Source organism: Arthrobacter sp. NPDC057259, from assembly GCF_042668995.1.
Lineage (GTDB): Bacteria > Actinomycetota > Actinomycetes > Actinomycetales > Micrococcaceae > Arthrobacter.
Window position 1 is genome coordinate 35,838 of sequence record NZ_JBHUYA010000007.1, and the last position, 23,787, is coordinate 59,624.

Genomic DNA, 23,787 nt, shown 5'->3' on the forward strand with positions numbered 1-23,787 from the left:
AACGGACCATCTGTTGGTGGGCGATACTGGGTTCGAACCAGTGACCTCTTCGGTGTGAACGAAGCGCGCTACCACTGCGCCAATCGCCCCGGGTGCCCTTGAATGCTAGCCCACCCCGGCGGAAATCAAAAATCGGCCTTCAACTGGGACGGGGCGGCCTGACGGGTCCCGGGCCGGGCCCGGCAGGGGTGTCCGCGAATCGTGATGACGACGTCGGAACCTCTGAAGAGCCGTCAGCCGTACAGAGCCACACTTCGGATGGCCGGACCAGCGATTCGTGACGCCGGGAGCGGCGCCGTGCTGGTCGTGCCCCCACCCAAGCCGTCACCTCCGCCCCTCGCGACGTTGCCGGGAAACGGCCTCGAATTACAGCCCTGTAATTAGCAAAATCCGCGTGGTTACAGGGATCCGCGGGGGTTGGCAGCCGGCGGAACGCCCTCGATTTGTAGATTGCCTGAACCTCCTATAGAGTTCTTACTCGTTGGAACGCGAGGAACTGCCGAGTGCGGCGGGAAATCAACAATCAACACTGCGGACGTAGCTCAGCTGGTAGAGCACCACCTTGCCAAGGTGGATGTCGCGAGTTCGAATCTCGTCGTCCGCTCGCAGGACACTGTCACGGATAAGGATCTTTACGGATTCTGTCTACACGGTGGGTTGGCCGAGAGGCGAGGCAGCGGCCTGCAAAGCCGTATACACGGGTTCGAATCCCGTACCCACCTCGGTGAAAACCCTGGTTTCCGGTTCCGGCCGGATGCATAGGGGCGATTGGCGCAGCGGTAGCGCGCTTCCCTGACACGGAAGAGGTCACTGGTTCGATCCCAGTATCGCCCACCAAAGCAAGGCAACTTGCTTGATCCAGTACCGCCGGCATTGCCGGACGGACTAAATGCGGACGTAGCTCAGCTGGTAGAGCACCACCTTGCCAAGGTGGATGTCGCGAGTTCGAATCTCGTCGTCCGCTCTCTTTACCATCCACTCCGGATTCTTCCGGTTGCGGGCGATTGGCGCAGCGGTAGCGCGCTTCCCTGACACGGAAGAGGTCACTGGTTCGATCCCAGTATCGCCCACTCTCAGAGCAGCTCCCCCGGGAGCTGCTTTTTTCGTTTCCTCGCCTCCCGGCACCGCGACCGGCCGCCGTCGTGATGCCCCTTCCATCATGGCTTTCTCCTCTGGGCGTACAAACCGTCAGTTCCCTTGGCATGCCTCCGGGCCGGGGCTAGGATCGAAAGCGCTAGGAGCGATCTGGCTCCGCGACTGAAAGGAGGTGCCCGTGGGTTTACTTGACGATCTAAAGGGCAAGGCTCAGAAGCTGATTGATGGCAACGAAACGGCTATCAAGGACGGCATCGAGAAGGCCGGTGACTTCGTCGATTCCAAGACCGGCGGAAAGTACGCCGACCGCGTCGACACCGTTCAGCGGAGCGCCTCCGATTACGTGGACAACGCCAACGGACGGCCCGAAACGGGTCCCGCCAGCGAACCCCACGTCGCGGGGGTCCCGCCAGTAGCCGGGGAACCCCGGCAGCAGGGCCTTTAGCCCAGGTACGTCAGCGAGGTGCCGGTCCCGCCGTGAGGCGGCGCCGGCACCTTCGTCGTTTAATCAGTGACACCGAGACGCCGACGCGGCGCGGCTGCCGCGGGCAGCCGGCGGCGCCGGGGCGGACGGCGGGACCACCGCCGCCGTGAGTCCTACGACGGTTCGTGGTTCTGGCCCTCGCGGGCCAGGGCGGTCAGGCGCGAGACCGCCCGGAAGTACTTCTTCATGTAACCGCCGGTCATCATCTCTTCAGTGAAGAGCCGGTCGAAGGGCACACCGCTGGCCAGGATCGGGACGTCCTTGTCGTACAGCCGGTCGGCGAGCACCACGAAGCGCAGCGCCACGGCCTGCTCGGTGATGGTCTCCACGTTGCGCCACACCACGGCGTCGATCCCGTCGATCAGCTGCCGGTAGCGGCTGGGGTGCACGCCGGCCAGGTGGTTGATCAGGGTACTGAATTCGTCCTTGGCCACGGTCTTGCCGTCGAATTCCCGCTGCATGTGGTGGGTGAGTTCATCGTTGCGCAGCGGCGACGGAGCCTTCGGCAGGCCGCGGTGGCGGAAGTCCTCGCCGTCGATCCGGACGACGTCGAACTGGTCCGCCAGCACCTGGATCTCGCGCTGAAAGTCGACGGCGGCAAAGCGGCCGTCGCCCAGGGAACCGGGCAGGGTGTTGGAGGTCGCGGCGAGCTTGACGCCGGCGTCGGCGAGCTCGCGCATCAGCCGGGACATCAGCACGGTGTCCCCCGGATCGTCGAGTTCAAACTCGTCGATGCAGACCAGCTTGTAGCTGCTCAGGGCCTCCACGGTCTTCCGGAAGGACAGCGCACCCACCAGGTTGGTGTACTCCACGAAGGTGCCGAACGCCTTGGGCCCCGGCGCCGCGTGCCAGAGAGAGGCCAGCAGGTGGGTCTTGCCGACGCCGAAACCGCCGTCGAGGTAGATGCCCGCGCGGGACGTTTCCTTCTTGCCGAAGAGCCGCTTGAACAGGCCATCGCCGCTTCCGGCGCCGACGCCGGCCGCGAAGGTTTCCAGCGCCCGGACGGCGTGAGCCTGGCTGGGCTGGGCCGGATCGGGGCGGTAGCTGGCGAAAGAGACCTCACCAAAGCGCGGCGACGGATAAAAACCCTTGAGGAGTTCATCCACGGAAACCGCCGGGGTTCTGGCGGCGAGCTGTTCGATCTGTACCAAGGTGGTCCGTTCTGCTGGTCTCGTGTCCCCAGAAAGACTACCGGCAAAGCCGCAGTGGCTACCGGCGGCGGCCGCGGCCGTGACGAAGACCATATTTCCCCCTGAGAACCCCGAAGGAACAATCCCGCGCGCCCGTGGTTAGTGTTGTCATAGGCCCGGGGCCGCGACACGCGTCCGCCCGGCACCCCCGACTTCCAGTGAAAGGCGCTCTTGATGCCCTACCCCGTTGAGCAGAACAAGAAATTTGCCGGCTACGCCCACCCCGAGCGGCTGGTCTCCACCGACTGGCTCGCCGCCGCGCTGGAGGACGGAGCCGTCGGGAACGGTCAGCTGGTGGTGGTCGAATCCGACGAGGACGTGCTGCTCTACGAGACCGGCCACATCCCGGGCGCCGTCAAGATCGACTGGCACACGGACCTGAACGATGAGGTCACCCGCGACTACGTCGACGGGGAAGCGTTCGCCGCCCTGGCCTCCGCCAAGGGCATCTCCCGCGACAGCACCGTGGTCATCTACGGCGACAAGTCCAACTGGTGGGCCGCCTACGCGCTCTGGGTCTTCACCCTGTTCGGCCACGAGGACGTCCGGCTGCTCGACGGCGGCCGCGACAAGTGGATCGCCGAGGGCCGGCCGCTCACCACGGACAAGACCGCCGTCGAACCGGCCGAGTACCCCGTGGTCGAGCGCAACGACACCCCGATCCGTGCCTTCAAGGACGACGTGCTGGCCCACCTGGGCAAGCCGCTGATCGACGTCCGCTCCCCCGAGGAATACACCGGCCAGCGCACCCACATGCCGGCCTACCCCGAAGAGGGCGCCCTCCGCGGCGGCCACATCCCCACCGCCGCCTCCATCCCCTGGGCCCGCGCGGCCGCTGAGGACGGCACCTACCGCGACCGCTCCGAGCTTGAGGCGCTGTACCTGGGCGAGGCCGGGCTGACCCCTGGCGACGACGTCGTGGCCTACTGCCGGATCGGCGAGCGTTCCAGCCACACCTGGTTTGCCCTGAAGTACCTGCTGGGCTTCGAGAACGTCCGCAACTATGACGGCTCCTGGACCGAGTGGGGCAACGCCGTCCGCGTCCCGATCGCCAGGGGCGCCGAGCGCGGCACCGTCCCCGCGGGAAAGTAAGCTGGAATCGTGACTTCCACTGCCCTGCCCACCGCCCTGGCGGAGATCGTTGACGACTTCCAGGCACTCGAGGAATCCGAGCGCCTGCAGCTGCTGCTGGAGTTCTCCCGCGAACTGCCCGACCCGCCGGCCCGGCTCCTGGACCACCCGGAGCTGCTGGAGCAGGTGGTCGAGTGCCAGTCGCCGCTGTTCCTTACGATCGAAACCGAGCCCGCCGCGGATCAGTCGGGGGCCCAGAGCGTCCGGCTGTTCTTCAAGGCCCCGCCGGAGGCTCCGACCACCCGCGGATTCGCCGGTGTCCTGCACGAGGGACTGGACGGGCTCAGCCCCGCCGAGATCCTGGCGGTGCCGGACGACATGCCCGAGCTGCTGGGCCTGACCCGCGCCATCACGCCGCTCCGGATGCGCGGCATGACCGCGATGCTCGGGCGAATTAAGCGCAAGGTCGCCGAATTGCCGCAGCAGGGCTGACCGGCACCATGGCACGCAAGACTGCCTCGCAGGGAACCCCGGCCACCGCGGCACTCGCGGCGGCCGGGGTTCCCTTCACCGCGCACCCCTACACCCACGATCCGGCGGCGGCCAGCTATGGCATGGAGGCGGCGGAGGTGCTGGGCATTGATCCGGCCCGGGTGTTCAAGACCCTGATGGTCGACGTCGACGGCCGGCTCGCCGTCGGCGTGGTGCCGGTGAGCGGCAACCTGGACCTCAAGGCCCTCGCGGCGGCCCTTGGCGGGAAGAAGGCTGCCATGGCTGACCCGGCGACCGCAGAGCGCCGCACCGGATATGTGCTCGGCGGCATCTCCCCGCTGGGCCAGCGGCAGTCCTCCCCCACCGTGCTGGACGAGAGCGCCCTGGCCCTCGAGACCATCCTGGTTTCCGGCGGACGGCGCGGCCTGGACCTGGAACTCAGCCCGCAGGACCTGGTTCGGCTCACCGGCGCCAGCACGGCCCGGATCGGCACCGGCCGCTGACGGCCGGGCGTTCCGCCTAGTCCACCGGGGTGGCCCGCGGGGCCAACCGCTGTCCCAGCCACGCCGTCACCAGGGCTTCCCAGCGCTCCGGGTCCACGTTCCACTCCTTCGTGTGCCGCGCGGTGGTGAACGATTCGAACGTGACCATCTCCGGGTTCTTCTCCGCCAGCACCGCGGACGGGCCGTAGGGAACGTACTCGTCGTCCACCGAGTGGATGATGAGCGTGGGCGTCCGCAACTCCACGGCGCGGGACACCCAGTCCATCGCCTTGAGGTCCACCGGCGCCGCCAGACCGGTGAGGCGCCGGCCCAGCGGGTGGCTCATCATCAGCTGCCCGTAGCGTCCGATACCCGAGGGAATCCGGTTCAGCTGGGCGTGGTGGGCCAGCACGTCCACCCAGTTGATCACCGGAGCGTCCAGCACCATGGCCCGGATCAGGTGGTGGTAGCGGGAGAGGTCGGCGGTCTGCAGGCTGATGGCGCCGCCCATGGACCAGCCAAAGAGCACCACCTCGCGGGCGCCGTGCTCCAGGGCGTAGCCGATGGCCGCCTCGACGTCGCGCCACTCGGTCCAGCCCAGACCGTAGCGGCCGTCCGGGGCGGAGGGCGCCTGGCCGTCGTTGCGGTAGGTGATCAGCAGGCTGGTCAGGCCCAGGTCGCGGGCCACGCGGACGGCCCGCAGGCCCTCCTGCCGTGAGGCGCCGCGTCCGTGGACCATGATCGCCCACACATCCGACGGCGGCGCCGATTCCCTCGACGGCGCCTCGGCACCGGGAGTGGCGGGGGCTTCGCCTGCGGCGGGTGCGAAGGATGCGTCGGGAGCGTCTCCGGCAGCAGAGGATGCGACGGGAGCGCCGGACGGGGCGTCGACGGCCGGGGCGGGGCGGACCAGCCATGCCGGCGCCGTGCCGCCGTCGACCTCGATCTCGACGTCCTCCGCCGGCAGGCCCAGCGCCGCGGGATCCGGGTGTACGGCGCCACTCCAATAGGCCCGCCGGACCTGGCTGAGGTCTCCAGCGTAGACGGCCTCCACCTCGCGCAGCACGGTCTGTTCCGCCGGGGAGTAGGAGACGATCCGGCCGATCCGGGCGTGCCCGCGGCCGCCGTCGAAGAACAGTCCGTAGACGCCGTCCACCACGGCGTCCGGGGTGGCCTTGAGGATCACCTGCGGCTTCCCGCCGGCGTCGCGGATCACGGCCAGGACCTCCTGGTCCTCCTCCCGGACCCGGACGGGGGTGACCACGCGGCGGGCGAAATACAGCGCCAGCGCCGACGAGCCGGCGGCCAGCAGTCCGGCAGCGGCTCCGCCGCCGGCAATCCCGGCCGCCGCCCACTTCGCGTTGCGGGTCAGGGACGCGGCCGGCGCGGGGGCAGCCGCCACCGGGACGGGCAGGACGCGGCGGCTGGTGCCGCGTCGGAATGCTCCGCCGGAGAAACGCTGCATGGCGCGCGACGCCGGAGGCGGACTCTGCCAGGCGAGGGCGGCTGACATCGGTACCGGCACCGGACGCCGGGAGGGACGCGGAAGGGAGACCATGCCATCATTCTCACCCACCCGGCACGCCAGTCCGGCATCGGGCGCGGGACCCGCCCGGATGCTGACCGCGGGGACTAGGCTGGGGGCATGAGCGACCCGATTGTCATCCTGACAGAAGAGCCCCTGAACGCGGACGACCGCGTCAACATCGAGACCCTGGTCGCCGACGGCGACATGCCGCTGGTGGTCCTGGTCCCGGCCAACACCGAACGGCACCTGCTGGTGGACTTCTTGGAGAACCTCTCCATGCTGGAGTTCGCGAAGGCATTCCGCGAGCTCTCCGGCAAACAGCCTGATCCGGAGCACGAGCGCACGGCCGCAGCGGAGACCCTCGCGGCCTCGCTGACCGCCCTGGGCGGGATCGGCGGCGGCGTGACCGGGGAGGTGGTCGAAGGCAAGCCGGTGGACGCTCTGGTTGCCAAGGCACGGGAGCTCAACGCCGGCCAGGCCGTGGTCATCACCCGCCCGCACGCGGTGGCGGACACCTTCCACACCGACTGGGCCAACGAGGCGCAGGACAAGCTGGGCCTGCCGGTGTTGCACCTGTACGCCGGCTCGGGATTTATCGGGGACTCCTAAGCGTTATGGATGCCATGAGTATCTTTGGCAACAAACCCAAGAATTCACCCGTCCCCTCCCCCGTCACCGACGCCGAACCCGACACGGAGCAGACTGCCGGCTCCGGCGTCCAGCCGGTGGTCAAGTCCGAGGATGAGTGGCGCCAGGAACTGAGCCCGGCCGAGTACCAGGTGCTCCGTCAGGCCGGCACCGAACGGCCCTACACCGGCGAGTACTGGGACACCCACACCCAGGGCGTTTACAAGTGCCGCGCCTGCGGCACCGAGCTCTTCACCAGCGCCGAGAAGTTCGACTCGCACTGCGGCTGGCCCTCCTTCTGGGCACCGCTCGCGGAGGGCAACGTCCGCTACATCCGTGACCGTACCCTGGGCATGGAGCGTATCGAGGTCCGGTGCGCCGCCTGCGATTCGCACCTCGGCCACGTCTTCGAGGGCGAGGGCTACGGCACCCCCACGGATCAGCGGTACTGCATCAACTCCGTGTCGCTGACCCTGGTTCCGGCCGAGGACTAGCCAAGGGCGCGGACAGCTTGAGCTGGAAGACTGGGGCAGCCACGGTTGCCCCAGTCTTTCTTATGCTCGCGCTAATTTTGCGTTAGGGATGCTGCTTGCTTGCTACGCTCGCCGTAGATTCCCGAGCAACCAGAAAGGCCGCCGACGTGACCGCTACCGCCCTCACCGTTTCCGCCCCGATCACCGCCGAGTCCCCGGACTGGCAGCGCCTGAAGTCCGCCGCCACCGCCCTGCAGGCCCTGCAGATCAAGGACGGTTCGGTCCCCGAGGCGGCGGACCACGCCGCCGCCGCGGATCAGGTCGCGACCATCACGGACGCCGTCGCCGCACTGGCCCCGGCCTTCCCGCACGACGCCGCCTACCTGGACCTGCTCGTCACGGACTTCCGCCGCTGGGCCGACGGCGGCTTCGGCGTCCCGGACTTCCTGGACTCGCTGCAGGCCTTCCAGCCGCAGCGGCACCGGGTCAACGGCCTCCAGCACCTGGTGGTCTTCCCGATGTACACCCAGAACGGCAGCACCAACCGGCTGGTCGAAGCCGTCCTGATCGAGGTCATCTGGCCGGAATTCATCGACGGCCTGGAAGCGGGCGAGTACTCCAACAAGCTCTTCGTGCCGATCCGCTTCCTCGACTTCACCCCCGGCTACGACACCAACTCCGCGGTGCTCTTCCCGGAAACCGTGGCCGTCCGCGAGACCCCCACCTTCACCTGGGGCGCCATCTTCGCCGACCGTGAGGCCGCCCGCTTCCGCCGGGTGCTGCACGCCGCCGCGGACATCGCCTCTTTGGAGCTGCCGGCCGACGCCGCTGCCCTGCTCGAGGACCAGGAGCTGACCCAGGAAACCTTCGTGATGTGGGACCTGATCCACGACCGCACCCACATGCGCGGCGACCTGCCCTTCGACCCGTTCATGATCAAGCAGCGCATGCCCTTCTTCCTCTACTCCCTGGAGGAACTCCGCTGCGACCTGACCGCCTTCCGCGAATCCGTGAAGATCGAAAAGGACGAGGACGCCGATCCGGAAGCCCGCCGGCACGCCAAGCTGGTGCAGTACGCCGTGATCTTCGACCGCATCTTCCGCTTCGCCATCACCGGCAGCCGGGTCCGCAACTACGACGGGCTGGGCGGCCAACTGCTCTTCGCGTGGATGCACCAGCACCACGTCCTGCACTGGACCGACAGCAAGCTCAGCATCGACTGGGACGAGGCCGCCGACGTCGTCGTCGAACTCGGCGCCCGGATCGAGGAACTCTACTGGCGCTCCATCGACCGGCCCAAGACCGCCCACTGGCTGGCCGCGTACGAGCTCATCTCCTCGACCGTCACGCCCAACCCGGCCTCGGTCTGGGCGAAGGGCCCGGAGGCGCTCCCCCTGGACGGCCCGCCGCGCGGCCTGACCGACCAGGTCCTCGACGACGAGTTCCCGCTCTCAATGTTCTACGAGGCGCTGGAGAAGAAGATGCGCACCGTCATCGAGTCCACCGCGGGCATCACCGGCACCTCCGAAACCGCCGCATGAGCGCTGACGTGTTGAACGTCCTGGTCGCGGGCGGCAGCGGTGCCTCCGGCATCGCCGTCGCCCGCGCCCTCCGCGGCGCCGGGCACGCGGTCTTCACCGTGGGCTCGGACGCCTCCCGGATCACGGCCGCCGCGGCCGCCGCCGGCGAGGGCGTGGTCCCGCTGACCTGCGACCTGGCCGACCCGGCCGCCGTCGCCGCACTGCGCGCAGACCTCGCCGGGCGGGGCGTCCGGCTCGACGGCGTCATCCACCTGGTGGGCGGCTGGCGCGGCGCCAAGGGCATCGCGGACCAGCCGGATGAGGACTGGGACTTCCTGGAACGAAACGCCGTGACCACGCTTCGCAACGTCAGCCGCGCCTTCTACGACGACCTCGCCGCCTCCGGCACCGGCCGGTTCGCCATGGTCTCCTCCACCACCGCGGCCGCCCCGACCGCCGGCGCGGCCAGCTACGCCGCGGCCAAGGCCGCCGCCGAAGCCTGGACCCTGGCCATGGCCGACGGCTTCCGCCGCGAGCAGTCCGGCCACAAGGAACACCCGGTGGAACAGCACAGCGCCGCAGCCGTCTTCGTGGTCAAGGCGCTGCTCGACGACGCCATGCGCGCCGCGGCACCGGAACGAAAATTCCCGGGCTACACGGACGTCACCGACCTGGCCGCCGCCGTCGTCCGGCTCTTCGACACCCCTGCCGGGGAACTCAACGGCCGGCGCCTGCCGCTTAGCCGCTGAACCGGCATCTGCCTACACTGAAAGCGTGAACGAAACGATGACCAGCGCGGTCCACACCCCCGAACAAGCACCCACGATCGCCCGGCTGCACAACCCCGCGGTCCGCGGCTTCGCCTCCGACAACTACTCCGGCGTGCACCCCGAGGTGCTGGCCGCCCTGGCCGCCGCCAACGAGGGCCACCAGGTCTCCTACGGCGAGGACGACTACACCGCCCGCCTCCAGCAGCTGATGGAGGAACACTTCGGCACCGGCATCGAGTGCTTCCCGGTCTTCAACGGCACCGGCGCGAACGTGCTCTCCCTGCAGTCGCTGCTGCCCCGCTGGGGTGCGGTCATCTGCGCCTCCACCGCCCACATCAACATGGACGAGAACGGCGCCCCGGAGCGGATCGGCGGCATCAAGCTGCTGCAGGTCTCGACGCCGGACGGCAAGCTGACCCCCGCGCTGATCGACCAGGAGGCCTGGGGCTGGGGCGACGAGCACCGCGCGCAGCCGCTGGCCGTCTCCATCACCCAGACCACTGAACTGGGCACCTGCTACACCCCGGAGGAAGTCCGGGCCATCGCCGAGCACGTGCACGCCAAGGGCATGAAGCTGCACATGGACGGCGCCCGGCTGGCCAACGCCGCCGCCCACCTCGGCGTGCCGCTGCGCGCCTTCACCCGCGACGCCGGCGTCGACATCCTCTCCTTCGGCGGCACCAAGAACGGCCTGCTGTTCGGCGAGGTGGTGGTGGCCCTCAACCCCGAGGCCGCCCACGGCCTGATCTACCTGCGCAAGATGAACATGCAGCTCGCCTCCAAGATGCGGTTCATGTCCGCGCAGTTCATCGCCCTGCTGGAGGGCGACCTGTGGCTGCGCTCGGCCTCGCACGCCAACGCCATGGCGGCCCGGCTGCGCGCCGGCGTCGAGTCCGTCCCCGGTGTCGAGCTGAGCCAGAAGACCGAGTCCAACGGCGTCTTCGCCATCCTGCCTCCCGGCGTGGCGGACCGGCTCCGCACCTCGTTCCGGTTCTACGACTGGGACGAAGCGCGGCGCGAGGTGCGCTGGATGTGCTCCTTCGACACGACCGAGGACGACGTCGATGCCTTTGTCGCCGCCATCCGGCACGAACTCGCGGACCACTAGGCGTCCCTCCGCTCCGGCCCGGCGGCGAGCCTGCCCGGCCGGGGCGGACCCCGTGCTTACCCTGTCCCTGTGACTGCACTCGACCAGGCGCCGGCGGATTTCCTCTTCGCCCTGGGCACCCTCCGCGAAGCCCGCTGCCGCAGCGAATTGCGTCTCGACGAGATCCCCGCCCCCGCCCGGCTGGCCCCCTTTGCCGTCGCCCTCGGCGCCGAGGTAATGGGACCCGGCGACGGCACACCGGGCGCGGTCCACGGCCCCGCGGCCGCGGCGCTGGCACCGGCCGCCGGGAGTGACGACGTCGAACTCGCCACCGGCCGCTTCATCCTCCTGCACGACCCGGACGGGTCCGAGGTCTGGGACGGCGAATTCCGGATCGTCACCTACATCCGCGCCCAACTCGAACCCGACATGGGCAACGACGAAATGCTCGGCTCCGTGGCCTGGACGTGGTTGGTCGAGGCACTGGAAAACCACCGGGCCCCGTACCGCTCCGCCGGCGGGACCGCCACCCGCGTTCTCTCGGAAAGCTTCGGCACGCTGGCGGACCGTCCCGGCGCCATCGACATCGAGCTGCGGGCCTCCTGGACCCCGGAGGGACGGGACATCGGCGCCCACCTGGAGGCCTGGGCCGACATGGTCTGCACCTTCGCCGGGCTGCCGCCGCTTCCCGAGGGCGTGGCCGTGCTCCCGCGCCGGCGCCCCCGGCCCGCCTGAGCCCCCTCCCGGCGTCCTTTCGTGCCCCGATTACACCCTTTGCCGGACCCTGCCGCGGTGTGCCGTCAAGCGGCTTTCGGCCTGCTCAGCGGGGTTATCGGTAAACTGGAGTCACCATGACCGCTCAGATACCGGACTCCAGCCCCGCAGACACGGCTGACGCACCAGCCGCCGCCCCCACCGCCGCCGCCACAGCGGGCGGCACGCCGGAGCCCGGAGGAGCCGAGCACATCACCGTCGAGGGCTTCGACAGCCTGGTTCCCGCGGTCATCGACCTGGACGCCCCGCGCGACGGGGTCCCCCTCGTGATCGAAACGCAGGCCGGACTGGAACGCTGCGCAGCGGCCCTCGCCGCGGGCCATGGCCCCGCCGGCGTCGACGCCGAACGCGCTTCCGGCTTCCGTTACGGCCAGCGGGCCTTCCTGGTCCAGATCCGCCGCGAGGGTGCCGGCACCTGGCTAATCGACCCGGAACCGTTCCGCGACCTGACCATCATCAACGACGCGCTCCGCGGCGTGGAATGGATCCTGCACGCGGCAAGCCAGGACCTCCCCTGCCTCTCCGAGCTGGGCATGTGGCCGGACAAACTCTTCGACACCGAACTCGCCGCCCGGCTGGCCGGACTTCCCCGGGTGGGCCTGGCCGCCGTGATCGAACAGCTCCTGGGCTTCGGCCTGGCGAAGGAACACTCCGCCGCAGACTGGTCCACCCGGCCGCTGCCCGAACCCTGGCTGCGCTACGCCGCCCTCGACGTCGAGGTCCTCACCGAGCTCCGCGAGGAACTGATCGAACTGCTGGCCGCGGACGGCAAGCTGGAGTACGCCGAGCAGGAATTCGCCGCGATCCTCGAGGCCGGACAGGCGCCGCCGCGGGTGGACCCGTGGCGCAAGACCTCCGGCCTGCACCAGATCCGCGACCGCCGGCAACTCGCAGCGGTCCGCGAACTCTGGCTCGAGCGTGACTCGCTGGCCCAGAAGCGCGACGTCGCCCCCGGCCGGCTGATCCCCGATTCCTCCCTGGTGGCCGCGGCGAAGGCGATGCCCACCACGGTCCCGCAGCTGCTGGGCACCAAGGGCTTCCACGGCCGGGCCGCCCAGCGCGAGGCCCCGCGCTGGCTCCGCTGCATCAGCACCGCCCGCAACCTTGAGGACCTGCCTCCGCTGCACCTGCCCACCAACGCTCCCCCGCCGCCGCGCGTCTGGGCCGATCGTGACCCCGAGGCCGCGGCACGCCTCGCCACCGCACGTCCCCGGCTGCAGGCCCTGGCCGAGGAACTGAACCTGCCGGTGGAGAACCTGCTCACCCCCGACTTCCTGCGCCGCGTGGCCTGGCGCCCGCCGGCCGAGGTCAGCGAGGAGGGCATCGCCGAGGAGCTGCAGAACCTCGGCGCCCGCCAGTGGCAGATCGAACTCACCGCCGGGCTGATCGCGGACTCGTTCCTCAACCCGCAACCGCTGCCGCCCAAAGAACCCAAGCCGGTCACGCCGCCAGCCGTGTGACGCCTAAGTTCCGGGGCAGGGCTCCTTGCTTGTGATGTTACTCACGAGTAACATTGCTAGCGATGCCGCCAGGGCCATCCCGCGCACCAGCCGTCACCGGCCGCGGGGACGGGCCCGGCACCCCTGTCTCAATGAGGAGTTACACGTGAGCCAAGACAGCCCCAGCGGAGCCCGCAGCAGCGGCACCCCCCGCTCCGCCCACCGCGCCGTGCGCGACGTCGTCTTCGTCGACGGCGTGCGCACCCCATTCGGCCGCGCCGGCGAGAAAGGCATCTACGCCGGGACCCGCGCCGATGACCTGGTGGTCAAGTGCATCCGCGAGCTGATGCGCCGCAACCCCTCCCTCCCGGCCGGGCGGATCGACGAGGTCGCCATCGCCGCCACCACGCAGACCGGTGACCAGGGCCTGACGATCGGCCGCACCGCTGCCCTGCTCGCCGGCCTGCCCCGCACCGTTCCCGGCTTCGCCATCGACCGCATGTGCGCGGGCGCCATGACCGCCGTGACCACCACGGCCAGCGGCATCGGCTTCGGCGCCTACGACGTCGTCATCGCCGGCGGCGTCGAGCACATGGGCAACCACCCGATGGGCGCCGGCGCGGACCCGAACCCGCGGTTCATGTCCGAGCGGATCGTGGACCCCGCCGCCCTGAACATGGGCAACACGGCCGAGAACCTGCACGACCGGTTCCCCGCCATCACCAAGGAGCGCACCGACGCCTACGCCGTCGCCTCCCAGGACAAGCTCGCGGCGGCCTACGCCAAGGAGCAGATCCAGCCGGACCTGGTCCCCGTGGCCACCATGAAGCCAGGCCAGGGCTGGACCGTGAACTCCGTGGACGAGCCTCCCCGCCCCGGCACAACGGTCGAGGACCTCGCCGGGCTGCGCACGCCGTTCCGCGCGCACGGCCGGGTCACCGCCGGCAATGCCGCCGGCCTCAATGACGGCGCCACCGCCGCACTGCTGGCCTCCGCCGACGCCGCCGAGGAACTGGGCCTGCCGGTCAAGATGCGCCTGGTCAGCTACGCCTTTGCCGGCGTCGAACCCGAGGTCATGGGCATCGGCCCGGTCCCGGCCACCGAAAAGGCGCTGAAGAACTCCGGCCTCGGCATCGAGGACATCGGCCTGTTCGAGATCAACGAGGCCTTCGCCGTGCAGGTGCTCAGCTTCCTGGACCACTTCGGGATCGCCGACGACGACCCCCGGGTCAACCGCTACGGCGGCGCGATCGCCGTCGGCCACCCGCTGGCCTCCTCGGGCGTGCGCCTGATGAACCAGCTGGCCCGCCAGTTCGAAGAGGACCCGTCCGTCCGCTACGGCATGACCACCATGTGCATCGGCCTCGGCATGGGCGCCACCGTCATCTGGGAGAACCCGCACCACGCCGACTACGGCACCGAGACCACCACCACGGGCGACACCGCCACCGAGACGGGAGCAGCAGCATGAGCGCCGCCGATTTCCAGAAACTTGCCACCCTGTTTCCGAACGAGACGGTGACCCACTCCTACGTCCAGGACATCGAGCTTCCAGCCGTGAACGGCACCAGCCCGGGCACGTTCGCGCTGGTTACCCTCGACAATGGCCTGGACCACTCCAAGCCCACCACCCTTGGCCCGAACACTTTGGTGGAGCTGGGCACCGTCCTCGAAGGCCTGCGCGAGCGGGCCGCCCGCGGCGAGATCGTCGGCGTCGGCGTCACCGGCAAGCCCTACTTCCTGGTCGCCGGCGCGGACCTGTCCACGGTCAAGTCGGTCAGCGGCCGCGAGCAGGGCCTCTGGATGGCCCAACTGGGCCACGAGGTCTACTCCACCCTGGCGAATCTGGGCGTGCCGAGCTTCGCGTTCATCAACGGCCTGGCCCTGGGCGGCGGGCTGGAGATCGCGCTGCAGTCGACCTACCGCACGGTCTCCACCGGTGCGGGTGCCCTGGCGCTGCCGGAGGCATTCATCGGCCTGGTTCCGGGCTGGGGCGGCGTGTACATCCTGCCGCGGCTGATCGGGCCGGAGAACGCCGTCAAGGTGATGATCGAGAACCCGCTGAGCAACAACCGCACCCTGACCGGACCGCAGGCCTTCGACCTCGGCGTCGCGGACGCGATCTTCGAACCGGCCGACTTCGTGGAGCAGTCCGTGGCCTGGGCCGCGAAGGTGATCGCCGGCGTCGAAACCCCGGCACGCGCCGCCGCCGTCGACCCCGCCGATCCCGCGGTCGCCGAGCGCTGGGCCGGCGCGGTCGCCGCGGGACGGGCGTTCGTGGAGGCCAAGACCTCGAACGCTTCCCCCGCCCCGGCCAAGGTCCTGGACGTCCTCGAGGCCAACCGCACCATGACCCAGGCCGAGTCGGCCGAGCTGGAGTGCGAGACCCTCGCCGACCTGATGCAGACCGACGAGTTCCGCTCCACCGTGTACGCCTTCCTGGATCTGGTGCAGCGCCGGGCCAAGCGGCCCGCAGGCGCCCCGGACCGTAAGCTTGCCCGGCCGGTGACCAAGGTCGGCGTCGTCGGCGCGGGCCTGATGGCCGGCCAGCTGGCGCTGCTGTTCGCCCGCCAGCTCAAGGTCCCCGTAGTGATGACGGACATCGACCAGGCCCGAGTGGACAAGGGCGTCACCTACGTCCACGGCGAGGTGGACAAGCTGCTGGCGAAGAAGCGGATCAGCCCCGACGCCGCGAACCGCACCAAGGCACTGGTCAGCGGTTCGGTGTCCAAGGAAGCCTTCGCCGACGCCGACTTCGTGATCGAGGCTGTCTTCGAAGAACTCAACGTCAAGAAGCAGGTGTTCAAGGAGGTCGAGGCGATCGTCTCGCCCGAGTGCATCCTGGCCACCAACACCTCCTCGCTCTCGGTCACCGCCATGGCGGAGGACCTGGAGCACCCGGAGCGCCTGGTGGGCTTCCACTTCTTCAACCCGGTGGCCGTGATGCCTCTGCTGGAGATCGTCCGGGCGCCGAAGACCGACGACGCCGTGCTGGCCACCGCGTTCGTCCTCGCCAAGGGACTCAAGAAGTCCGCCGTCCTCGTCAAGGACGCCGCGGCGTTCGTGGTCAACCGGATCCTGCTGCGGCTCATGGGCGAGGTCACTGCAGCGTTCGACGAGGGCACCCCGGCCGATGTCGCGGACAACGCCCTGCGCCCGATGGGCCTGCCGATGACGCCGTTCGTCCTCGGCGCCATGGTGGGACTGCCGGTCGCGCAGCACGTCCAGGAATCCCTGCACGCGGCCTTCGGCGACCGCTTCCCGGTCTCGAAGAACCTGCAGGCCCTGATCGACAACGGCGTGACCTCCGTGTGGGACCCCGCCTCCGTGAAGGCCGGCTCCCCCCGGATCCCCGAGGAAACGCTGGCGCTGATGAGCTTCGGCGACTCGCCCTCGACCGGCGAGGAGGTGCTGCGCCGGGTGCAGGACGCCTTGGCCGAGGAGATCGGGCTGATGCTCTCCGAGGGCGTCGTGGCCGGGCCGGAGGACATTGACCTCTGCATGATCCTGGGTGCCGGCTGGCCGATGTTCCTGGGCGGCATCACCCCCTACCTGGACCGGGTGGGCGCCTCGGAGCGGGTCAACGGGAAGAAGTTCCTGCCCGCGGGCGTGGCCTCGGAGCCAGCCGCGTAGGCTGCCGGATCACCCGGCAACCAAACGCCGCCGTTCCCTGCCCTTCCGGGCGGGGAGCGGCGGCGCTTTGCGTTCGGACCCTACCGTTGCAGCAGCTGGCGGCCTAGCACTCGCAGATCATCAGGAGGTTGCCGTCCGGGTCGCGGAAGGTGAACCACCGGCCGTCCGTGATGTCCATGACTTCCCCGCCGAGGCCGGTCAGGTGGCGGTGGGCGGCGTCGATATCGCCGGTGTTCAGGTGGAAGGCCGGCGCCCGGAACACGGCGTCCGGGGAGAAGATTTTGCTGTCCAGGACCAGCCCGGCGCCCGTCATCGGCAGGAAATAGAGGTGGTCGAAGAGGATCTCACCGTCCGCCGGTACGCCCATGAGGCCGCAGTACCAGTCCCTCGCGGCCGCGATGTCGCTGACGGGGACGAAGACTGTACCGATCTCGGCGCGGACGGGATTCATGGGCGGCGGACCTCCGGTTGGTTGATGCGCCTCTCCTCGGGACGGGAGAGGGATAGGAAACTGCCGCGCACTCTACCAGGAGGGGCGGACCGCACCGCGGAAGCCCGTACGGTGCGCCGGCACGTTCTGCACGTTCTGCACGTTCGGCACCACCGGGACCGCCCTACTTGCTCCCGCCCTGGGCCGGCGCCGACGACTGCCCGCCCGCGCCGGTTCCACTGCCGCCGGCGGTGCCGGTGGTCCCGCCGGTGCCCGTCTGTCCGCCGCGGCGGCCCTGGCCCGGCGTCGTGCTACCGGCGCCTCCGCCGTTCTGGGATCCGGCGTTGCCGCCGTTCTGAAAGGTCCCGAAGTTGGCCCGCTGGGAGCGGTTGCCGGCGTCGATCTGCTTTTGCACGGCGGAGCCCGCGAACATGCCGCCGGCCACGAGGGCGACGCAGACGAGGATCTTGGTGGACCGGCCCATGACGTAGCGGCTGCGCGGGACGAACGGCTCGTCCGCGGCGTCCGGCAGTTCCGGGGCCGACGCCGGCAGCGCCGCCGTGTGCAGCGCCTCCGTCGCCGTACCGGCGGGCAGCGCGTCCGTGGCCGGGTGCGGGCCTCCCCAGGACCCGGTCTCCGCGGTCACCGGCAGCGCCTGGGTGCCGGCGGCTTCGGCGTCCGTCCCCCCAAGGGCGGCCCCGCCGTCGTCCTCCCCAACGGTCCCGCGGCGGCGGCGTGCGCCCTCGGCGCCGGCAAATACGTTCTTCATGGCTGTCCTATTCATAGCGGAGGGCGTCGATGGGCCGCAGCTTCGCGGCCTTGTTGGCGGGATAGACACCGAAGACCAGGCCGATCACGGCGGAGACGGCCAGCGACAGCCACACCGTCCACGGCTGGACCTCGGGCTGCACACCGAGCACCGGGAAGGCGCTGCCGGCGAACCCGATCACGATCCCGGCCACACCGCCGATCACGGAGATGATCAGCGACTCGATCAGGAACTGGGCGACGATGCTGCCGCGGGAGGCGCCGATCGCCTTGCGGATGCCGATCTCCCGCGTCCGTTCGGTGACCGTGACCAGCATGATGTTCATGACGCCGATGCCGCCCACCAGCAGGCTGATCGCCGCCACGGCGCCCAGCAGGATGGTCAGGGTCTGGGTGGTGTTGGTGGCGGTGGTAAGGATCTGTGCCTGGTTCCGGATCTGGTAATCGCGGTTGGTCGCATCCACGCCGTGCCGGGCGTCCAGGATCATCTGCAGTTCGTTCTGCGCCTGGTTCATCACATCCGCGGACGCCGCCTGGACCGTGATCGAGGCGAGCGTCGGCGCGTAGCCGGTGAACTTGCTCTGCGCCGTCGAGAGCGGGACAACCACGATGTCATCGGGATCGTTCAGGCCGGAGGAGCCCTTGGCGGTGAGCACCCCGGACACGGTGAAGTTCTGCCCGTTGAGCTGGATGGTCTGGCCGACGGCGGAGGCGGTGGAGGCGCCGAAGAGGTCCGAGGCAACCGTGGCTCCGATCACCGCGACCGGAGCGGCCCCCTGCTGGTCCGCGTCGGTGAAGAGGCTGCCGGTGGCCACCGTGCTGTTGCTGATGGTGAAGTAGGGCGCCGTGGTGCCGAGGAAGCTCGCCACCGAGTGCGTGGCGTTGTTGTACGTCCCGGTCACCCCCTGTGCCTGCACGATCGGCGCGGTGCGGGCGACGTCGGGCGCCAGCACCGGGTCCGTCAGCGACTTCTCGTCGTCCAGTGTGAGGTTGGTGCTCCTGGTCCGGGTGCCGCTGACCGCGGTGCCGGCCCCGGCCCGTCCGCCCACCGACGTGGAGCGGCTGACGGTCAGCACGTTGGTGCCGAGTTTGCCGATCTGCGCCTTGATGGCGTTGCTGGTGCCGGCGCCGACGGCGAGCAGGACGATCACCGCGGCGATGCCGATGAGGATGCCCAGCGTGGTGAGCACCGAGCGCAGCTTGTTGGCCGCGACGCCGGCCAGGGCGAAGCGCGCGGCCTCCAGGAGGCTCACTGCGCCGCCGCCAGGGCGGGGACGCGGAGCGGACGCTGCCGGACGTCGGAGATGATCCGCCCGTCCTGCATCCGGACCACGCGGCCGGCGCGCTCCGCCACGTCCATCTCGTGGGTGATCATGACGATGGTGCGGCCGGCCGCGTGCAGCCGTTCGAACAGGTCGAGGATCTCGTCGGAGGACCAGGAATCGAGGGCGCCGGTGGGTTCGTCGGCGAGGAGCAGCACGGGGTTGGTGACCAGCGCCCGGGCGATCGCCACGCGCTGCTGCTGGCCGCCGGAAAGCTGGGAGGGTTTGTGGTCGGCGCGGCTGGCGAGGCCGACGGCGTCGAGCATCGCCAGCGCCCGGGTGTGCCGTTCCTGCCGGCCGACGCCCGCGTAGGCGAGCGGCATGGCCACGTTGTCCGCGGCTTTGGTGCGGGAGATGAGGTTGAAGTTCTGGAAGACGAAGCCGATCTTGCGGTTGCGGATCTGCGCCTGCTGGTACTCGTCCAGGTCAGCGGTGCGGATGCCGTCGAGGAAGTAGCCGCCCGAGGTGGGGGCGTCCAGGCAGCCGATGATGTTCATCATGGTGGATTTGCCGGACCCGGAGGCGCCGATGATGGCCACGAAGTCACCGCGTTCGATGCCGATGCTGACACCGTCCAGGGCCCGGACCTCGGCCTCTCCCCTGCCATAGACCTTGCTGACGTTGGTCAGCTCGATGACCGCCGCCATGGCCTACTGGCCGCCGTTCCGGCTGCCGCCGCCGCGGGTGCCGCCGCCGAACCCGGCCCCGCCAAAGCCGGCGCCGCCCTGCTGGGTGGTCCCGGTGCCGCTGTCCAGGGTATTGGAGATGGCGGGCAGCTCGATCTGGTCGCCCTCGGAGAGCCCGGTCAGGATCTGGGTCCTGCCGTTGGCGGTGATTCCGGTGGTGACCTTGGTGGGGGTGGTGACGCCGTTCCGGGTGACGTTCACGGTCTGCCGGTCGCCGCTGGTGGTCACCGCGAGGCTCGGGACCAGGAGCGCGTTGTCCGCGACGGCGGTGGTGACGGTGATGTTGGCGCTCTGGCCCAGGCGCAGGCCCGCGGGCGGGTTGGCGATGGACACGGTCACCGGGTAGGTTACGACGCCGTTGGTGGTGCTGGAGGTCTGCGCGATGGAGACCACCTTGCCGGTCACCGGTGCGGCGGTGGCCGGCTGGGCGTTGCCTTGGGCGTTCAGGGCCGGGAAGACGAACTGGGCGGTCTGCTCCGGCTTCATGGCGGCGATGTCCGACTCGGAGAACCCGGCCACCACCTGGAGGTGCGTGGTGTCGCTGATGGTGACCAAGCCCGCGGAGGAGCCGCCGCTGGCCGCGGTGGTGCTGCTGCCGGCGGAGGCGGCGGACCCGCCGGACGCCCCGCCGCTGGTTGCGCCGCTTCCGGTGGACCCCGCTGCGGCGGAGCCCGAGCCGCCGGAGGAGCCGGCGAGAGCGCCCACCGTGGCGTTGACGGCGGTGACCGTGCCGGCAGCGGGGGCGTTGACGTTGCAGGAGGCCAGGTTGGCCTGCGCGGTCTCCACCGCCACCTGGGCACTCGTGATGTTGGTACCGCCGGCGGAGGCCGCGGAGTTCTGGGCGTTACCCAGCGCGGTGGACGCGGTGGCGAGCTGCTGCTTGTCCTTGAGCTGGGTGGAGGAGGACTGGTTCTGCGCGGTGGTGAGCGCCTGCTGGTCCTTGGCGAGCTGGTTCTGGGCCGCGACGACGGGGTCCGTCCAGTTGGCCGGCTTGGGGTTGGGCACCGGCTGTGTCTGGGCCGCGGTGACGGCGGCGTTGTCCGCGTCCACGGCCTTCTGCGCCGCCGCAACGGCCGCGGCCTGCTGGGCGGCGTCCAGGTTGGCGGACTGCTGGGCGTTGACGAGGCTCTGGTTCGCCGAGGACACCTGCCCGGCGGCGCTGACCTCCTGCTGGTTGGCCTGCGCGGTGACGGAGGCGAGCTGGGCCTCGGCGGTCTTGAGCGCGTTCTGGGCGTTGGTGGGATCAATGGTCAACAACTGCTGGCCCGCGGCGACCTGCTGGCCGGCGGCGGCGCTGACGGAGATGATGGCGCCGGTGCAGTTCTGGGCGTTGACCACGGTGGTGGTGGCGGAGGTGACGTTGCCTGAGGCGGTGGCCACCGAGGAGATGCCGGCCTTGGTCACCGCAACCGTCCGCACCGAGGCGGCCGGGGTGGTGGACCCTGCGGCCGTGACGGAGAGGTAGGTGCCCGCTCCGAGCGCCAGAATCAGGGCGCCCAGGGCAGAGTTGATGACAAGGGTTTTTGAGGTCATGGCTGGACGGTATCGGCCGTGGCTGGGGGAATACCGGGAAAAGGGTTGGAGATCGCCAGCGATCAGGGCGCGGGCCGCCGCCACGTCTCCCGGAGCCTCCCGCCGTCGAGGTCCAGGACCCGGTGCGCGGCCGCCCGTGCATAGGCGGCGTCGTGGGTGACCAGCAGGACCCCCGCGCCGCGTCCGGCCGCGTCCGCGACGGCGGCGTGCAGCCGGGCCAGGCCGTGCCGGTCGAGGCCGACGGTGGGTTCATCGAGCGCCAGCAGGGCCGGGCGGCGGGCCAGCACGGTGGCCAGGGCCAGGAGCCGCTGCCGGGACGAGGGCAGCTCGGCGGGGTGCGAGGCGGCGGAACCGGCCAGGCCGACGGCGGTGAGGGCATCCATGGCGCGCGCCGTGGGGTCTCCGTCAGGGCCGGTCAGCCGGCGCAGGCCGAAACCGACCTCGCGCAGCACGGTCCGCTCGAATAACTGGTCCCGGGGCTGCTGGAAGAGCAGGCCCACCGAGTCCGCCACCAGGCCGGCGGAGACTCCGACGATGGGATCGCCGAGGACCCTGACCTCACCCTGTCGCGGCCGCAGGAGCCCGTTGGCCAGCCGCAATAGTGTGGACTTCCCGGCGCCGTTGGGGCCGGTCACGGCAACGATCTCGCCGGGCCGGACCGCGAGGTCCAGCCCCCGCAGCAGCGGAGAGATGTCGGCGTCGTCCGCCCGCTCACGCCAAAGCCGGGGCCGGGACAGCAGGCGCCTCGAACGCGCCGGGCCGGTGCCGCCGCGCGCGTAGCCGAAGCCGACGTCCCGCAACTCCAGGACGGGGGCGGCGGCAGGGTCGACCGGCGCCGGGTGCCGGACTCCCCCGGCCGCGTCGCCCGCTAGGACCCCGGCGTCCCGGAGCACCTGCTCCGGGATGTCGCAGGGCTCCCCGGCCGCCACGGCCGTTCCATCCGCCAGGACCAGCCAGTGGGCGGCGCTGCGGGCGAGCCCGTCGGCGGCCTGTCCGAGCACGACGACGGCGGTCCCGGCCGCCCGGAGGTCGCCCACCAGGCGCGCGATGCCCTGGGCCCCGGCCCGGTCCAGCGAGGCGAGCGGTTCGTCCAGGATCAGCACCTCGGGCTCGCCGATCACGGCGCAGGCGACGGCCAGGCGTCGCAGTTCCCCGCCCGAAAGCCGTTCCGGGTTCCGTTCCAGCAGGCCGCCGAGTCCGGTCCGTTCGGCCGTGAGGGCCACCCGCCGGAGCATCTCGGGGCGGGGCACACCGCGGTTCTCCAGGCCGAAGGCAAGTTCGTCCGCCACGGTGTGGCGGACGGTGGAGAGCATGGTCGCGGCGTCCTGCGGCACGTAGCCCACCCGGCCGGACCAGGCGGCGGGGTCGATCCGGGGGTCGCCGTCGTCGCCGGAGAACTCGAGGCGTTCCCCGCCGAGCGCCAGGCCGCCGCGGAGGGTGCCCGCGGAGCCGGCGCGGAGCCAGCCGGCCAGGATCTTGCCGAGGGTGGTCTTGCCGCTGCCGGAGCCGCCGAGGACGGCGGTGAGGGTGCCCGGCCGCAGGGTGAGGTCGACGTCGCGCAGCGCCGGAACGTCGTCGCCGTGGTAGCTGAAGCCACGGATCTCGGCGGCAAGGAGGCTCATGCTCCAGCCCCCAGCAACCCAATAGCCAACCAGCCGCCGGCAAGCCGGACCGCAACGGCCGCGGCCGCGATCAGCAGGGCGCAGGCGCGGAACACCCGCTGCCCGACCGGGTCCTCGAGTTCCCGGTAGCTGGTCCGCGGGCCCGGGTTGCCGAAGCCGCGCGCGTCCAGGGCCTGGGCACGGACGCCGGCGTCGTCCACGAGGGCCAGGACCAGCGGGACAGCCTGCAGCCGGGCGGCAACGAGCCGGGAGAGGAAGCCGCCGGAGACCACCAGGCCGCGGGCTTCCTGGGCCTGCCGGATGCGTTCCAACCGGGCGGCCATCCCGGGCGCCAGGGTCAGGGCGGAGGCGAGCACGAAGCTGAACTGTGGCGGGATCCGCCGGGCGGCGAGGGCGGCCAGCAGGTCGGGCACGCTGACGGTGAAGGAGAACAGCAGCAGCACCAGCACCGAGGCGGTGGTGCGGGTGGCCAGCTCGAGGGCGAAGCCCAGCCCCTCGGTGGTGACCCGGGCCGGACCCCACTGGGCCAGGACCGTGCGCCCCTCCGGAAAGAAGAGCCCGTGCAGCACCAGCAGGGAGAGCAGAAGCGGGGCGAGGATCACCGCCGCCGATCCGAGCACCCGTCCGGCCACGCCGGCCCCCGCGGCCAGCAGCGCCGCACCGGCGGCGACCGCCAGGGACAGCGGCCAACTGCCGGCCGCCGTCGTCACGACGGCGGTGCAGGCCGCCGCCGTAAGCGCGGTGAGCGGGTGCAGCCGCAC

The 23,787-nt window shown here is 70.5% G+C and carries 22 protein-coding genes and 6 tRNA genes; 18 read left to right on the forward strand and 10 right to left on the reverse strand.

Translation table 11 applies throughout. The annotated features are described in order from the left end of the window. Positions 1-14 precede the first annotated feature (14 nt). Positions 15-89: transfer RNA gene (locus ACFUCU_RS12410), tRNA-Val, on the reverse strand. A 442-nt stretch (positions 90-531) separates the two neighbouring features. Between ACFUCU_RS12410 and ACFUCU_RS12415 the strand changes: the two genes are divergently transcribed. The 6 genes from ACFUCU_RS12415 to ACFUCU_RS12440 all read left to right on the forward strand — a co-directional run bounded on the left by ACFUCU_RS12415 (position 532) and on the right by ACFUCU_RS12440 (position 1,540). Then, a tRNA-Gly gene (locus tag ACFUCU_RS12415) sits at positions 532-604 on the forward strand. A gap of 47 nt (positions 605-651) precedes the next feature. After that, positions 652-722, forward strand: a tRNA-Cys gene (locus tag ACFUCU_RS12420). Positions 723-762: 40 nt separating this feature from the next. After that, positions 763-837 (forward strand) — tRNA-Val (locus tag ACFUCU_RS12425). A 54-nt stretch (positions 838-891) separates the two neighbouring features. After that, positions 892-964, forward strand: a tRNA-Gly gene (locus ACFUCU_RS12430). Between the two features lie 34 nt (positions 965-998). Continuing rightward, positions 999-1,070, forward strand: a tRNA-Val gene (locus ACFUCU_RS12435). Between the two features lie 203 nt (positions 1,071-1,273). Next, positions 1,274-1,540 (forward strand): antitoxin, encoded by a 267-nt coding sequence (locus tag ACFUCU_RS12440; protein ID WP_377972929.1) that lies wholly within the window; start codon positions 1,274-1,276, stop codon positions 1,538-1,540. Between the two features lie 152 nt (positions 1,541-1,692). On the opposite strand, the gene zapE is transcribed toward ACFUCU_RS12440, so the two are convergent. Further along, on the reverse strand, positions 1,693-2,730 hold the full coding sequence (gene zapE, locus ACFUCU_RS12445) for a cell division protein ZapE (protein WP_377972930.1): 1,038 nt from the start codon (positions 2,728-2,730) through the stop codon (positions 1,693-1,695). Between the two features lie 213 nt (positions 2,731-2,943). Here zapE and ACFUCU_RS12450 point away from each other — a divergent pair, with 213 nt between their 5' ends. From ACFUCU_RS12450 to ybaK, 3 genes are read left to right on the forward strand one after another with little or no spacing between them, the layout of a single operon-like run. Further along, the gene (locus ACFUCU_RS12450) at positions 2,944-3,861 is read left to right on the forward strand and encodes a sulfurtransferase (RefSeq protein ID WP_377972931.1); all 918 of its coding nucleotides are present in this window, start codon (positions 2,944-2,946) and stop codon (positions 3,859-3,861) included. Positions 3,862-3,870: 9 nt separating this feature from the next. Next, complete coding sequence (locus ACFUCU_RS12455) at positions 3,871-4,332, forward strand: SufE family protein (protein ID WP_290258081.1); 462 nt, start codon at positions 3,871-3,873, stop codon at positions 4,330-4,332. 8 nt (positions 4,333-4,340) lie between these two features. Continuing rightward, positions 4,341-4,835, forward strand: coding sequence for a Cys-tRNA(Pro) deacylase (gene ybaK / locus ACFUCU_RS12460; RefSeq protein ID WP_377972932.1), 495 nt, complete (start codon positions 4,341-4,343; stop codon positions 4,833-4,835). Positions 4,836-4,851: 16 nt separating this feature from the next. Here the strand turns inward: ybaK and ACFUCU_RS12465 are convergent, their stop codons facing one another. Next, a complete protein-coding gene (locus tag ACFUCU_RS12465) occupies positions 4,852-6,279 on the reverse strand; it encodes an alpha/beta fold hydrolase (RefSeq protein ID WP_377973037.1) in 1,428 nt (475 codons plus the stop codon). A gap of 180 nt (positions 6,280-6,459) precedes the next feature. On the opposite strand from ACFUCU_RS12465, the gene ACFUCU_RS12470 reads away from it, so the two are divergent. From ACFUCU_RS12470 to ACFUCU_RS12510, 9 genes are all read left to right on the forward strand, one after another. Continuing rightward, positions 6,460-6,951: a hypothetical protein gene (locus ACFUCU_RS12470; RefSeq protein WP_290258084.1), complete on the forward strand. Its 492-nt coding sequence runs from the start codon at positions 6,460-6,462 to the stop codon at positions 6,949-6,951. Between the two features lie 14 nt (positions 6,952-6,965). Next, positions 6,966-7,463 (forward strand): peptide-methionine (R)-S-oxide reductase MsrB, encoded by a 498-nt coding sequence (msrB, locus tag ACFUCU_RS12475; RefSeq protein WP_377972933.1) that lies wholly within the window; start codon positions 6,966-6,968, stop codon positions 7,461-7,463. A 146-nt stretch (positions 7,464-7,609) separates the two neighbouring features. After that, positions 7,610-8,983: a DUF6421 family protein gene (locus tag ACFUCU_RS12480; RefSeq protein WP_377972934.1), complete on the forward strand. Its 1,374-nt coding sequence runs from the start codon at positions 7,610-7,612 to the stop codon at positions 8,981-8,983. Beyond that, positions 8,980-9,711: an SDR family NAD(P)-dependent oxidoreductase gene (locus ACFUCU_RS12485; protein ID WP_377972935.1), complete on the forward strand. Its 732-nt coding sequence runs from the start codon at positions 8,980-8,982 to the stop codon at positions 9,709-9,711. The genes ACFUCU_RS12480 and ACFUCU_RS12485 overlap by 4 nt, the downstream gene beginning before the upstream one ends. Before the next feature lie 37 nt (positions 9,712-9,748). Beyond that, positions 9,749-10,840 (forward strand): threonine aldolase family protein, encoded by a 1,092-nt coding sequence (locus ACFUCU_RS12490; RefSeq protein WP_377973038.1) that lies wholly within the window; start codon positions 9,749-9,751, stop codon positions 10,838-10,840. 69 nt (positions 10,841-10,909) lie between these two features. After that, entirely contained in the window at positions 10,910-11,554 is a 645-nt protein-coding gene (locus ACFUCU_RS12495; RefSeq protein ID WP_377972936.1) for a DUF3000 domain-containing protein, read from the forward strand. A gap of 116 nt (positions 11,555-11,670) precedes the next feature. After that, the gene (locus tag ACFUCU_RS12500) at positions 11,671-13,053 is read left to right on the forward strand and encodes an HRDC domain-containing protein (RefSeq protein WP_377972937.1); all 1,383 of its coding nucleotides are present in this window, start codon (positions 11,671-11,673) and stop codon (positions 13,051-13,053) included. Between the two features lie 145 nt (positions 13,054-13,198). Further along, positions 13,199-14,503 (forward strand): thiolase family protein, encoded by a 1,305-nt coding sequence (locus ACFUCU_RS12505; protein WP_377972938.1) that lies wholly within the window; start codon positions 13,199-13,201, stop codon positions 14,501-14,503. Then, positions 14,500-16,665 (forward strand): 3-hydroxyacyl-CoA dehydrogenase NAD-binding domain-containing protein, encoded by a 2,166-nt coding sequence (locus tag ACFUCU_RS12510; protein WP_377972939.1) that lies wholly within the window; start codon positions 14,500-14,502, stop codon positions 16,663-16,665. Before ACFUCU_RS12505 ends, ACFUCU_RS12510 begins: the two co-directional genes overlap by 4 nt. A gap of 103 nt (positions 16,666-16,768) precedes the next feature. Here ACFUCU_RS12510 and ACFUCU_RS12515 read toward each other — a convergent pair whose 3' ends face one another. From ACFUCU_RS12515 to ACFUCU_RS12545, 7 genes are all read right to left on the reverse strand, one after another. Continuing rightward, positions 16,769-17,116 (reverse strand): VOC family protein, encoded by a 348-nt coding sequence (locus tag ACFUCU_RS12515; protein WP_377972940.1) that lies wholly within the window; start codon positions 17,114-17,116, stop codon positions 16,769-16,771. A 163-nt stretch (positions 17,117-17,279) separates the two neighbouring features. Next, positions 17,280-17,864 (reverse strand): hypothetical protein, encoded by a 585-nt coding sequence (locus ACFUCU_RS12520; protein WP_377972941.1) that lies wholly within the window; start codon positions 17,862-17,864, stop codon positions 17,280-17,282. A 7-nt stretch (positions 17,865-17,871) separates the two neighbouring features. After that, positions 17,872-19,116, reverse strand: coding sequence for an ABC transporter permease (locus ACFUCU_RS12525; protein ID WP_377972942.1), 1,245 nt, complete (start codon positions 19,114-19,116; stop codon positions 17,872-17,874). After that, positions 19,113-19,832, reverse strand: a complete 720-nt coding sequence (locus ACFUCU_RS12530; RefSeq protein WP_377972943.1) for an ABC transporter ATP-binding protein — start codon at positions 19,830-19,832, stop codon at positions 19,113-19,115. The genes ACFUCU_RS12525 and ACFUCU_RS12530 overlap by 4 nt, the downstream gene beginning before the upstream one ends. 3 nt (positions 19,833-19,835) lie before the next feature. After that, the gene (locus tag ACFUCU_RS12535; RefSeq protein ID WP_377972944.1) at positions 19,836-21,404 is read right to left on the reverse strand and encodes an HlyD family efflux transporter periplasmic adaptor subunit; all 1,569 of its coding nucleotides are present in this window, start codon (positions 21,402-21,404) and stop codon (positions 19,836-19,838) included. Positions 21,405-21,466: 62 nt separating this feature from the next. Further along, entirely contained in the window at positions 21,467-23,026 is a 1,560-nt protein-coding gene (locus tag ACFUCU_RS12540) for an ABC transporter ATP-binding protein (RefSeq protein ID WP_377972945.1), read from the reverse strand. Beyond that, positions 23,023-23,787 (reverse strand): energy-coupling factor transporter transmembrane component T, encoded by a 765-nt coding sequence (locus ACFUCU_RS12545; RefSeq protein ID WP_377972946.1) that lies wholly within the window; start codon positions 23,785-23,787, stop codon positions 23,023-23,025. The genes ACFUCU_RS12540 and ACFUCU_RS12545 overlap by 4 nt, the downstream gene beginning before the upstream one ends.